The organism is Lacinutrix sp., from assembly GCF_029238095.1.
In the GTDB taxonomy this organism is placed as follows: Bacteria; Bacteroidota; Bacteroidia; order Flavobacteriales; family Flavobacteriaceae; genus Lacinutrix.
Map to the genome: position 1 here is coordinate 155401 of NZ_JAQWGS010000026.1, position 12193 is coordinate 167593.

At 31.4% G+C, this 12193-nt stretch carries 12 protein-coding genes; all 12 read right to left on the reverse strand.

Annotated elements, in window-relative coordinates; all coding sequences use genetic code 11:
• Window positions 1-189: 189 nt before the first annotated feature.
• The 12 genes from P8H50_RS08720 to P8H50_RS08775 all read right to left on the reverse strand — a co-directional run bounded on the left by P8H50_RS08720 (window position 190) and on the right by P8H50_RS08775 (window position 12155).
• Window positions 190-1005 (reverse strand): prohibitin family protein, encoded by an 816-nt coding sequence (locus tag P8H50_RS08720; RefSeq protein ID WP_300207877.1) that lies wholly within the window; start codon window positions 1003-1005, stop codon window positions 190-192.
• A 17-nt stretch (window positions 1006-1022) separates the two neighbouring features.
• Window positions 1023-3056, reverse strand: a complete 2034-nt coding sequence (locus P8H50_RS08725) for a VWA domain-containing protein (protein ID WP_300207880.1) — start codon at window positions 3054-3056, stop codon at window positions 1023-1025.
• 213 nt (window positions 3057-3269) lie between these two features.
• Window positions 3270-3596, reverse strand: coding sequence for a hypothetical protein (locus tag P8H50_RS08730; protein ID WP_300207883.1), 327 nt, complete (start codon window positions 3594-3596; stop codon window positions 3270-3272).
• Between the two features lie 31 nt (window positions 3597-3627).
• Window positions 3628-4374, reverse strand: a complete 747-nt coding sequence (gene fabG, locus P8H50_RS08735; RefSeq protein WP_300207886.1) for a 3-oxoacyl-[acyl-carrier-protein] reductase — start codon at window positions 4372-4374, stop codon at window positions 3628-3630.
• 149 nt (window positions 4375-4523) lie between these two features.
• A complete protein-coding gene (gene sucD, locus P8H50_RS08740) occupies window positions 4524-5396 on the reverse strand; it encodes a succinate--CoA ligase subunit alpha (protein ID WP_300207889.1) in 873 nt (290 codons plus the stop codon).
• 68 nt (window positions 5397-5464) lie between these two features.
• Window positions 5465-5872, reverse strand: coding sequence for a nuclear transport factor 2 family protein (locus P8H50_RS08745; protein ID WP_300207892.1), 408 nt, complete (start codon window positions 5870-5872; stop codon window positions 5465-5467).
• On the reverse strand, window positions 5873-6808 hold the full coding sequence (locus P8H50_RS08750) for a UDP-3-O-(3-hydroxymyristoyl)glucosamine N-acyltransferase (protein WP_300207895.1): 936 nt from the start codon (window positions 6806-6808) through the stop codon (window positions 5873-5875). It abuts the gene before it with no gap.
• A gap of 78 nt (window positions 6809-6886) precedes the next feature.
• Entirely contained in the window at window positions 6887-7453 is a 567-nt protein-coding gene (gene efp, locus P8H50_RS08755) for an elongation factor P (protein WP_300207898.1), read from the reverse strand.
• A gap of 18 nt (window positions 7454-7471) precedes the next feature.
• Window positions 7472-8257, reverse strand: a complete 786-nt coding sequence (lpxA, locus tag P8H50_RS08760) for an acyl-ACP--UDP-N-acetylglucosamine O-acyltransferase (RefSeq protein WP_300207901.1) — start codon at window positions 8255-8257, stop codon at window positions 7472-7474.
• 93 nt (window positions 8258-8350) lie between these two features.
• On the reverse strand, window positions 8351-9757 hold the full coding sequence (locus P8H50_RS08765) for a bifunctional UDP-3-O-[3-hydroxymyristoyl] N-acetylglucosamine deacetylase/3-hydroxyacyl-ACP dehydratase (RefSeq protein WP_300207903.1): 1407 nt from the start codon (window positions 9755-9757) through the stop codon (window positions 8351-8353).
• Window positions 9744-10772, reverse strand: a complete 1029-nt coding sequence (gene lpxD / locus P8H50_RS08770; protein ID WP_300207905.1) for a UDP-3-O-(3-hydroxymyristoyl)glucosamine N-acyltransferase — start codon at window positions 10770-10772, stop codon at window positions 9744-9746. Before lpxD ends, P8H50_RS08765 begins: the two co-directional genes overlap by 14 nt.
• Window positions 10773-10931: 159 nt before the next feature.
• Window positions 10932-12155, reverse strand: a complete 1224-nt coding sequence (locus P8H50_RS08775) for an HD domain-containing protein (RefSeq protein WP_300207909.1) — start codon at window positions 12153-12155, stop codon at window positions 10932-10934.
• Window positions 12156-12193: the final 38 nt, after the last annotated feature.

Below are 12193 nucleotides of genomic sequence, written 5' to 3' on the forward strand. Positions count from 1 at the left end.
TCAAACGGATTTAATATATGTTGGTTTTATTCAATACATTATCGCTTCGCTCGAGTGCAAGTATGATAATGATGATGTATTTGAATAAAGTTCATTTTCTTTTTGTTATATACAAATATTCATAAAAAAATCAATAACACCAAATCCAATTAGATGTAAATTAAAAACTTTATGATTTTATTAGCAAATTTATTGATTTCCTAAAATAATTGGCATTCCGCTATCACCAGAACCTATAACAATAACCTTACTATTTTGTGATTCTGAGAGTTTAACAGTTGCTTCAATACCTTTATCTTGAAGTATTTTATCTGTTAACGACGCACTTAAAATACGGTTTGCGTCAGCCTTTCCTTGTGCTTCGATAATTACTTTTTCTGCTTCTTTGGCTGCAGTTACAAGTCTAAATTCGTATTCTAAAGACTCTTGTTCTTGTTTTAGTTTACGTTCTATCGCTTCTTTAATGGTAGGTGGTAACGTTACGTCTCTAACTAAAACTTCATTTAATTGTATGTATTGATTTCCTACAAGTTTCTTTGTTTCTTCAAAAATTTCTTGTTGTATTGCGTCACGCTTACTTGAGTAGAGTTGTTCTGGAGTGTATCTACCTACAACGCTTCTCGCGGCAGAACGAACAGCTGGAAGCAAAACACGTCCAATATATTCTTTACTTTTTTCTTGATGCAACTTTCCTAAATTCTTAAAGTCTGGCTGAAACCAAATTGAAGCATCTAATTTAATATCTAATCCATTAGATGACAAAGCACTCATTTTTTCAAAAACCTCTTGTTGACGCACTTCATAAATATAAACCTTGTTCCATGGTGCTACAATATGAAAACCTTCTCCCATTGGTGGCTTATCTGTTACAACACCTTTTCCAAAAGTTTCAAAAAGCACTCCTGCTTCACCAGAATCTATAGTTACAGCAGATTTTGCAACAACAATAACTAGTATTATTATTCCTATTAATATTGGTAATCCAATTTTTGGTAATTTTTCCATTTCTTTTTTATTTTTAATTATATTAATCCGTTATATTTTCTCATAAACCATTCTATTGCAAGTGTTAACGCTATTAGAACTAAAAGGTATTTCCAATCGATTAAAGGTACACTATTTTTACTGCTTTTTTGTATAGGTTTGTATCTTTCATCTTTTGCTAAATAATCTATTAGCGTTTTGTAATTACTTACAAAATAACTATTACCATTACTTTGGCTAGCCAGTGTATTTAATTTTGAAACGTCTGCGTTTAAAAATTGCTGCTCCACATTATATTCTAAAATTTTAAAACTTCCAGACTTAGAAATAGTCTCGCTAGTCGCTTTTACTGTAAAAGTATAATCTGAAGCTGGCAAAGTGCTTAAGTTTACTTGATAATTATTATTTTTTAAGATAAAAGGAATGGTTTGCGAGGTTTTATTAACTTTATCTGTAACAATAATGTTTAAACTCTCATTAGCATCAAACTCATAGTTTTTATTAAAAAACTGAGCAGACATAACAATAGTACTGCTTCCTAAGTAAAACGATTCGTAATCTAAATTCAATCTATTTTTACGCTTATTAGAAGCGAGATACTGTATCAATTTTCCTGTAAAATCATCGAAAGAATTAAAACTTTCATTGTTTACAAAACTCTGTGCTCTCCATTTCCAAATATTTTCGCCAAATAAAACGGCTTCTCGTCTTCCATTAATTTCAAATGTAGCTAGAAGCGGTTCTTCTGTACTAATAGAACCAACTGTTTTGTATAAAACAGTCTCAAAAGGTACTGAAAAATTAGGTTCACCAAAATTAGCAAACACTGGCGGAAAGGATTCAAAATCTAAATCTTCAATAATAAAAGCACTGTAATTTAAATTTAATTTAGGCTGATAATCTTCAGTTTGGGAAGTAATATCCTGTTGGTAATTTTCGCTAACAGTATTTAAAAATTTAAAATCTGTTTTTGGTCCAGCAATTACAAATTTATTTTTGTTTTGAAGCTTTAAAGCTTCAAACAGATTTTTAAATGTATTGTTTGGTTGATACACAATAACTAATTGCAAATCATTAAGTTGACTAATCGCTTCTTGTGGCTTTAAGAACACCACCTTACGCTGCTCGTTAGTTTCTATGCTTTTTTTAAGCATGCCTAAATCTGGATGTAAAACAGAAGTTACTATACCTACTTTTGTTTTTTGGTCTATAACTTCTACTGCAAAATTTTTACTGTTGTTTGCTTTGTTTTTTTCATCTGTAATTGGCAATATAGCTGCTCTATAGCTTTTAACGCCTACGCTATTTGCTGGTAAAGTGAAGTTTAAAATTATAGAATTATCATCTTGAGAAAAATTAAGATTTTTAGAATAAACAGTATTATTTCCAGAAGTTACTACAAATTTAGTATTTACGTTTTGATCTCCTGTATACAATAGAATAGCTTCTGCTGGAAACTTATTTTTGAAAAATGCAAACTTGTTTACATTAAGTTGTTTTAACTGTAAATCTTGATACTGTGCAGTATCACCAATAATAACAGGATAAATGGGTTGCTTGTATTTTTTAGCCGCATATTCGTAATCATTACCATAAGTTTGGTTTCCGTCTGTTATAATAATAGTTGGAGCTACCGTTTTTTTATACACTTGGTTTAAAGCCTTAAAAGCTTTGTCTATATTGGTTTGTTGCTCTTTAAAAGACAAAGAGTCTAAAACATTAAGTGTCGCTCCAAAAGAAAAAACGTCTATGTTAAACTTGTCTTTTAAAGTCTTGTTATTTCTAATATTATCTACTATTGTTGATACATTTTCTACCTGATTTAAATGCTTTATTGAATTAGAATTATCTATCGCTAAGACAAGGTTAGGCTTTTCGTTAAAAATGGTTATTTGTTGGAATTTTGGGTTGATTATTAATAATAAGACTCCAAAAATGCTTAAAAAACGTAAAAAGGCAAAAAGCGCATTCTTTTTTGATGCGCCTTTTGCTTTATATTTATATTGAAATAGCGCTAATAAAAGCGCGACTATTCCTGCAAGTAATATGTATAGAATTTTTTGTGTTGTCAATTATTCTTTTACTTTTAAAATATTGAATGCATCCATAAAACGTTTAATACCTGGATTATTATCATTATCTGTAAGACAAATAACTTGAGTTATATACATGATGTTTTCTACTAAGTATGCATTAATATAAATAAATCCACCTGCTATTTTTATTTTAATGCTTCTGCCAGGATAACCATTTAATTTTATTTTATCATCAAAAACTAATTCACCTTAAACATTATTTACAGCTCCATTTACAGCTCCATCTAATACATTGGTATTATATTCATCATCTGCATCTTCAAATTGGTCTTTGGGATAATCTGATCTAATTAAGGAATATACTGCGTTATCATCGCCAGATGTTGGCGCATGCATAATCATGTGCATTTTAAGTGTTCCAACAGCAGTTTCTAAGTCTTGCACTGTTCTTTTTGGTTCTTTTGGATATTCAGAAATAAAAGCTAAATCTTCAGATTTATAATCGATCCAGTCTTGCGCATTTACATACGCTGTAGTCGCTATAAAAAGCGTAAAAACATAAATTAATTTTTTCATGAGTGGTTATTTATTAAGATTAATAATTGTACTAGGTTAGCATGCCACCATCTACATTTAAGGTCTGTCCTGTAATGTAAGCAGACATGTCGCTTGCTAAAAACACGCAAACATTTGCAATGTCTTCTGGAGTTCCACCTCGTTTTAATGGTATTGCATTACGCCAAGATTTAACGGTGTCCTCGTCTAGCTTTGCAGTCATTTCGGTTTCTATAAAACCTGGAGCAATAACATTACTTCTTATGTTTCTTGAACCTAATTCTAAGGCAACAGATTTTGAAAAACCAATAATGCCTGCTTTAGAAGCTGCATAGTTTGTTTGTCCTGCATTTCCCTTAACACCAACTACAGAACTCATATTAATAATAGAGCCTTTACGCTGCTTTAGCATTGTGCGTTGCACTGCTTTTGTCATATTAAAAACAGATTTTAAGTTAACTTCTATTACTTTATCAAAGTCTTCTTCTCCCATACGCATTAGCAAATTGTCTTTTGTTATGCCTGCATTATTTATTAAAATATCTATACTACCAAATTCTAATAGAACATCTTCTGCTAGTTTTTGAGATTCGTTAAAATCTGCCGCATTACTCTTATACCCTTTAGCTTTAACACCTAAGGCTATTAATTCTTTTTCTAATGCGGTTGCTGCTTCTACAGATGCACTGTATGTGAATGCAACGTTTGCGCCATGTTGTGCAAAAACCTCTGCAATACCTTTTCCAATACCACGACTTGCTCCTGTTATTATAGCTGTTTTACCTTCTAAAAGTTTCATATAAAAAATTGGTTAATTGAGTTTCCGATTGTTTCGGAAGATTTGTATTTATTAAATCAAATATAAGAATTTCAATGGTGTTCAGAATAAAAAAACCTCACAAATACAATAATTTGTGAGGTTTTAATATTAATTTGTTTAAAGTTCTTTTATCCTAAAACTTCTTTTACTTTTTTTCCTATTTCTGCGGGTGAATCTACTACATTAATTCCACAAGCTCTCATTATTGCTTTTTTAGCTTGAGCAGTATCGTCACTTCCTCCTACAATGGCTCCAGCATGTCCCATTGTTCGACCTGCAGGTGCAGTTTCTCCTGCAATAAAACCAATAATTGGTTTTTTACTACCACTAGCTTTATACCAATTTGCAGCATCTGCTTCAAGTTGTCCACCTATTTCTCCAATCATTACTACACATTCTGTAGCTGGATCGTTTATTAATAATTCTACAGCTTCTTTTGTTGTTGTTCCTATAATTGGATCTCCACCAATACCAATAGCTGTTGTTATACCCAATCCTTGTTTAACAACTTGATCTGCAGCTTCGTAAGTTAATGTTCCAGATTTTGAAACAATACCAACTTTACCTTGCTTAAACACGAATCCTGGCATGATACCAACTTTAGCTTCTCCTGGAGTTATTACACCTGGACAATTAGGACCAATTAAACGACAATTTTTATCTTTTATATAATCTGATGCTACAATCATATCTGCAACTGGAATACCTTCTGTAATACAGATAATAACTTTAATTCCAGCATCTGCAGCTTCCATAATAGCATCAGCAGCGAAAGCAGGTGGTACAAAAATAATTGTTGTATCTGCTCCTACTTTTTCTACAGCTTCTTCAACAGTATTAAAAACTGGCTTGTCTAGGTGTGTTTGCCCTCCTTTTCCTGGAGTAACACCACCAACAACATTTGTTCCATACTCAATCATTTGTCCAGCGTGAAATGTACCTTCACTACCAGTAAATCCTTGAACTATAATTTTTGAATCTTTATTTACTAAAACGCTCATTGTTGTTTAATTTTTTATGTTTTAAAACGTGGCAAAAGTAAGTTTTTAACAGCTATATATAAAGTTTTTTAAACTTTTATTTCTGAAAAAGAATTTGCAATAATCGCAGCATCATCAGCTAATTGACTAATTTGATGTCCTCTATATAATTTTTCGTCCTTTATTTGCCAAATACTTATATAATGAGCCAATGGAATTTCTTCGTCTTGGTTTTCAATAGTTCTTCCAAAAACGGTATGTCTACTAGTTATAAAATCTCCATCTTGAAGTAAATGACTAATTTCTGTTCTTAAATTATAGTAGTTTTTATTTATATTATTAAAGAATGTTAAAATAGCATCGTAATTTAAAATCTGAAATCCTGTACTACTGTTCCAATGTAATTGACAGTCTCTATGAAAATATTGTTCTACTGAAATTTTATTTTTCACTAAATCATATTCATAAAACTGCTTTACTAATTCTTTAGGGCTCATTTATTTAATCTTTAATTTGTCTAAAATCTCTGGTATCTTTCTAATAGAAGCTATTTCTTTATATTTCGATCTAAAGTCATCTGCTGGAGTACCAAAATAACTTTTATGTCCTTCAAGAGATTTACTAACACCAGATTGTGCAGATATAACAGCTTTCTCTCCTATTGTAATACCACTTGTTATACCAACTTGTCCCCAAATGGTAACTTGGTCTTCAATAATAACACAACCTGCAATTCCTACTTGAGAAGCAATCAGGCATTTTTTACCAATAACAGTATCATGACCAACCTGAACTTGATTATCTAATTTAGAGCCTTCGCCAATTGTAGTATTTGCTGTAACACCATTATCTATTGTGCAAAGTGCTCCAATATGAACATTATCTTCTATAACCACGCGACCACATGATAGCAATTGGTCGAATCCTTCTGGTCTATTCTTGTAGTAAAATGCACTTGCACCTAATATTGTACCAGAATGAATTGTTACATTATTACCAATTATGGCATCATCATAAATGGTAACATTTGCATGAATAACACAGTTATTACCAATACTAACATTGTTTCCTATAAAGCAATTGGGTTGTATAATTGTGTTCTCACCTATTTTAGCTGAAGGAGATATTGCAATATTAGAGGATTTAAAAGGCTTAAAATGATTTGTTAATTTATTAAAATCTCGAAAAGGATCATCACTAATCAAAAGTGCTTTTCCGTCTGGACATTCTACTACTTTGTTGATTAATACAATTGTTGCTGCAGATTGCAAAGCTTTATCGTAATACTTAGGATGATCTACAAAAACAATGTCACCAGATTCAACAACATGAATTTCATTCATTCCTAAAATCTCAAAATCATCTGCACCAACATAATCACAATTAATTATATGGGCTATTTCCTTTAAGGTTTTAGAATTTAGGAATTTCATTGTTGGTTTTTAGTGTTGAATTATAATTATTAAGTTTAAGTATTCTGAGGCCATTATAAAAAACTTAGTGCTTTTTTGTTATTCTTTTACACGTTCTTTATAAGTCCCTTTTTCTGTTTCAACTTTAATTTTATCGCCTTCATTAATAAACAAAGGCACATTTACAGTTGCTCCTGTTTCAACAGTAGCAGGTTTTGTAGCATTTGTGGCAGTGTTTCCTTTAACTCCTGGCTCTGTTGCAGTAACCTCTAATACAACTGTTGCAGGCATATCTACAGAAAGCGGCATGTTATCTTCTGTGTTTATTTGTATAGTAACAATTTCTCCTTCTTTCATTAGTTCTGGAGTATCTAAAGCTGATTCTAAAAGACGAATTTGTGAGTAATCTGCTTCATTCATGAAGTGATAGAATTCACCATCATTATACAAGTATTGAAATTTGTGCGTTTCTACACGTATATCTTCTAATTTATGTCCTGCTGAAAATGTATTATCTAAAACTTTTCCGCTAGTAACACTTTTCATTTTAGTACGCACAAAAGCTGGTCCTTTACCAGGTTTCACGTGTAAAAACTCAATGATTTTATAAATATCATTATTGTATTTAATACATAATCCGTTTCTAATATCTGAAGTAGTTGCCATGTGTTTTTATTTTATTTTTTAATTTGATTTGAAGTAACCTTTCATGATTCCGCGATGAGAATTCTTAATAAATTGAAGAATCTCGTCTCTTTCTGTTGTTGCTTCCATTTCTGCTTCAATTATTCCAGCAGCTTGAGTATTGTTATAGTTTTTCTGATACAATATTCTAAAAATATCTTGAATTTCTCTAATTTTTTCAGTGGTGTAACCTCTTCTTCTTAATCCTACAGAGTTAATACCAACATAAGATAATGGCTCGCGACCAGCTTTTACATAAGGTGGTACATCTTTTCTAACTAAAGATCCTCCTGTTACAAACGCATGACTTCCAACTGAGCAAAACTGATGCACAGCTGTCATTCCTGCTAAAATAACATAATCACCAATTGTAATATGTCCTGCTAATGTACTATTGTTAGAGAATATACAGTTGTTTCCTACTATACAATCGTGGGCAATATGACAATAAGCCATGATTAAGCAATTGTCTCCAACTACTGTTTTCATTCTATCTGTTGTACCTCTATTAATGGTGACACATTCTCTTATGGTTACATTATCACCTATAATTGTAAGTGTATCTTCATCGTCGTACTTTAAATCTTGAGGTACTGCCGAAATAACTGAACCTGGAAAAATACTGCAATTTTTACCTATTCTTGCACCTTCCATAATGGTAACATTACTTCCTATCCAAGTGCCTTCTCCAATGGTAACATTATTGTAAATAGTAGTAAAAGGTTCTATTACTACATTTTTTGCAATTTTAGCTCCTGGATGCACATATGCTAATGGTTGGTTCATTTCGTAATATTATTTTAAGTGGAAAAAATGTGTTTGCAATATAAATTTTACTAATTCTTTAAAAGACTTCATTTTGCTCGATTCATAAAAGTATTATTTTATTTTTGATATTTGAGCCATTAATTCTGCTTCTGCACATAATTTTCCGTTGGCATATGCATAACCTTGCATATGGCATATTCCACGCCTTATTGGCGTTATTAAAGAACACTTAAAAATTAATGTATCACCAGGAACCACCTTTTGTTTAAATTTAACTTTATCTATTTTCATGAAAAAAGTCAGATAATTTTCTGGATCTGGAACAGTACTTAATACTAAAATTCCACCTGTTTGTGCCATAGCCTCTACTATTAAAACACCTGGCATTACTGGTGCTCCTGGAAAATGACCTTTAAAAAACTCCTCGTTCATGGTAACATTTTTCATACCAAGTACATGAGAATCGCTTAACTCAAAAATTTTATCAATTAATAAAAATGGCTGTCTGTGTGGCAACATTTCCATTATTTGATTGATATCCATTAATGGAGATTGATTTAAGTCTACTTCTGGAACATTATTACGTCTTTCATTTTTAATAAGCTTAGACATTTTTTTTGCAAACTGAGTATTAACAAAGTGTCCTGGCTTATTAGCGATTACTTTTCCTCTAATTCTTGTTCCAATTAAAGCTAAATCACCAATTACATCTAATAATTTATGTCTTGCAGCTTCATTTGGATGATGCAAGGTTAAGTTATCAAGAATACCATTTGGTTTTACTGTAATTTTATCTTTATTAAAAGCAACTTGTAATTTCTCCATTGTTTCTGGAGACAATTCCTTGTCGACATAAACAATAGCATTATTTAAATCTCCACCTTTAATTAAACCATGTTCTAGGAGCGATTCTAATTCGTGTAGAAAACTAAACGTACGAGAATCTGATATATCTTTTTTAAAGCCTGAAAGATGATTTAATGTAGCATTTTGTGTGCCTAAAACCTTAGTGCCAAAATCTACCATAGCAGTAACCTGGTATTCCTTTGCTGGCATGACTAATATTTCGCTACCAGACTCTTCATCTGTATAAGAAATAACATCTTTAACAACATATTCTTCACGAAAAGCCTCTAAAACTACAACTCCTGCTTTTTCTATAGCTTCTACGAAGAATTTTGAAGATCCATCCATAATTGGAGGTTCAGCATTATCTAATTCTATTATAGCATTATCTATATCTAAACCCATAAATGCAGCTAAAACATGCTCACAAGTTTGTATTGTTACACCATTTTTCTCTAAGCAAGTGCCACGTTGTGTATTTGTAACATAGTTTGCATCTGCTTCAATTACTGGACAACCTTCTAAGTCTATACGCTTAAATGCAAATCCAAAATTGGCTGGTGCTGGTTTAAATGTTAAAGTAACTTCTTTACCTGTGTGTAATCCTACACCTGTTAAAGAGACTTCTTTTTCTATAGTTTTCTGTTTAATTTCCGAATTAACTATTGCCATTTCCTTTTTTTTCTAATTCGTTTATTGTTTTTACAAGTTTAGGTAGGTTTTTAAAATAAACATAAGATTTGTTCCAATCGCCATAACCAAATGCTGGAGAACCTTGAAGCGTTTCGTTATCCTTTATATTTTTACCAATACCAGACTGTGCTTGTATTTTAACATTGTTTCCAATTACTAAATGTCCTGCAAATCCTACTTGTCCACCAATTTGGCAGTTTTCACCAATTTTTGTGGAACCTGCAACACCAGTTTGGGCTGCAATTACAGTGTTCTTTCCTATTTCTACGTTGTGTGCAATTTGAATTTGGTTATCAAGCTTCACTCCTTTTCTTATAACTGTAGATCCTAAAGTGGCTCTATCTATAGTTGTTGCGGCTCCAATATCTACAAAATCTTCTATAATAACATTACCTATTTGTGGAACCTTATCGTATGCTCCATCCTTGTTTGGTACAAAACCAAAACCATCTGCTCCTATAATTACTCCAGAGTTAATAATACAGTTATTACCTATTATACACTCTGAGTAAATTTTTGCTCCAGCAAATAAAACTGTATCGTTTCCTATAGTAACATTATCACCAATATAGCATCCTGGAAATATTTTTACATTATTTCCTATAAATACATTCTCTCCAATATAGGAAAAAGCACCTACATAAATATCAGAACCTAGTTTTGCTGAACTTGTTATAGAAGATGGTTGTTCTATTCCAAATTTATTAAGCTTTACTTGATTATAGTATTGCAATAGTTTTGAAAAAGATTTATAAGCATCGTCAACTTTAATTAATGTTGTTAAAATATCCTGTTCTGGTTCAAAATCTTTATTTACAATTGCAATAGATGCTTTTGTACTATAAATATAATGCGTGTATTTAGGATTAGCCAAAAAGGTTAATGCTCCTTCTTCTCCTTCTTCTATTTTGGATAATTTAGAAACTTCTACCAGTGGATTACCTACCACATCGCCTTCTAAAATACCAGCTATTTGTTCTGCTGTAAATTTCATGTCAAGCAAAAATAGAAAAAATGTATCATATATTGTTGGTTGTTTAAAAGTTGTTTGATTCTAATGCTTTTAAAAACGGTTTAACCATATTAAAAACTGGCTTTATCAAGCTTTTAGATTTCTATATTTTCTAATCCATTGCATGTTTATAAATCCAAATTAAGATTTAGGATAGCATATATAATATTTTGTAACTGGTTTAGCTAATGCTTTTAAATTTAACTGATCGCTGGCTTTTACAACATCTTCGGTTTTACCATTTTTATGCAAAATAGTAATTCCTTGCTTCTTTCTTGTATAGGCTTGATTAGATATTTCTCCTGTAAACACAAAGTAATCTGCTTCTGCTTTAGATATAGAGTACTTGGTGATTAATTCTTCTTTGTGTTGAATTAATACTGAAGCTTCTATTGGTTTTTTCTTTATTTTAACTTTTAATAAATCTCTATTAATAATCATATCGCAGAGGTTTTTCAAAATAAAATCTTCGTGATACTGCCATGCTTTCATAGCCGAAACAATATCGTAATCGTCTAACTTTGAAAACGTCTCGAGGCTTTCTGTATTAAAGTTATTAAGTATTATTTCTTCATTTAAAAAATACTGAAGCGGTTTACTAGCTGGTAACTTCACTCCTTTTTTTGTTAATTCCTTTGCACGCTTAAGTACTCTTATTAGTAATTGTTCTGCAGTTAAGCTTGTTTTGTGCAAATACACTTGCCAATACATTAAGCGTCTGGCGACAAGAAACTTTTCTATGCTATAGATGCCTTTATCTTCAATCACTAACTTGTTGTCTTTTACGTTAAGCATAGTTATTAAGCGTTCGCTGTTTATGTTGCCTTCTGCAACTCCTGTATAAAAACTATCACGTTTTAGATAATCTGCTCTATCCATATCTATTTGACTAGAAATAAGCTCGCACATAAAAGGTCTTGGATATTCGCCTTTAAAAATTTTAATAGCCAACGTTAAATCGTTGTTAAATTCTGCATTGAGCTTTTCCATAAAAAGCAATGATATTTGCTCGTGAGACACACCATTTACAATACTATGCTCCATTGCATGAGAGAATGGTCCGTGACCAATATCATGCAGTAAAATAGCTATGTAAAGTGCGTTTTTCTCATCTTCAGAAATTTCAACACCTTTAAAACGAAGCACTTGCACTGCCTTTTGCATTAAGTGCATACAACCTATAGCATGGTGAAAACGAGTGTGATGTGCTCCTGGATAAACCAAATAACTCATTCCCATTTGAGTGATTCGACGTAGTCTTTGAAAATAGCGATGTTCTATTAAATCGAAAATTAACGAATTAGGGATAGTAATAAAACCGTAAATTGGGTCGTTTAATATTTTGAGTTTGTTACTTTTTTGCAAACTGATAATTTTTTACTGATTTAGATAAACAAATATAC

Coding starts and splice junctions, on each gene's coding strand:
- P8H50_RS08750 (WP_300207895.1), bottom strand. CDS start 6,808: ATGAAATTCCTAAATTCTAAAACCTTAAAGGAAATAGCCCATATAATT.
- P8H50_RS08730 (WP_300207883.1), bottom strand. CDS start 3,596: ATGAAAAAATTAATTTATGTTTTTACGCTTTTTATAGCGACTACAGCG.
- lpxD (WP_300207905.1), bottom strand. CDS start 10,772: ATGAAATTTACAGCAGAACAAATAGCTGGTATTTTAGAAGGCGATGTG.
- lpxA (WP_300207901.1), bottom strand. CDS start 8,257: ATGAACCAACCATTAGCATATGTGCATCCAGGAGCTAAAATTGCAAAA.
- efp (WP_300207898.1), bottom strand. CDS start 7,453: ATGGCAACTACTTCAGATATTAGAAACGGATTATGTATTAAATACAAT.
- sucD (WP_300207889.1), bottom strand. CDS start 5,396: ATGAGCGTTTTAGTAAATAAAGATTCAAAAATTATAGTTCAAGGATTT.
- P8H50_RS08720 (WP_300207877.1), bottom strand. CDS start 1,005: ATGGAAAAATTACCAAAAATTGGATTACCAATATTAATAGGAATAATA.
- fabG (WP_300207886.1), bottom strand. CDS start 4,374: ATGAAACTTTTAGAAGGTAAAACAGCTATAATAACAGGAGCAAGTCGT.
- P8H50_RS08765 (WP_300207903.1), bottom strand. CDS start 9,757: ATGGCAATAGTTAATTCGGAAATTAAACAGAAAACTATAGAAAAAGAA.
- P8H50_RS08745 (WP_300207892.1), bottom strand. CDS start 5,872: ATGAGCCCTAAAGAATTAGTAAAGCAGTTTTATGAATATGATTTAGTG.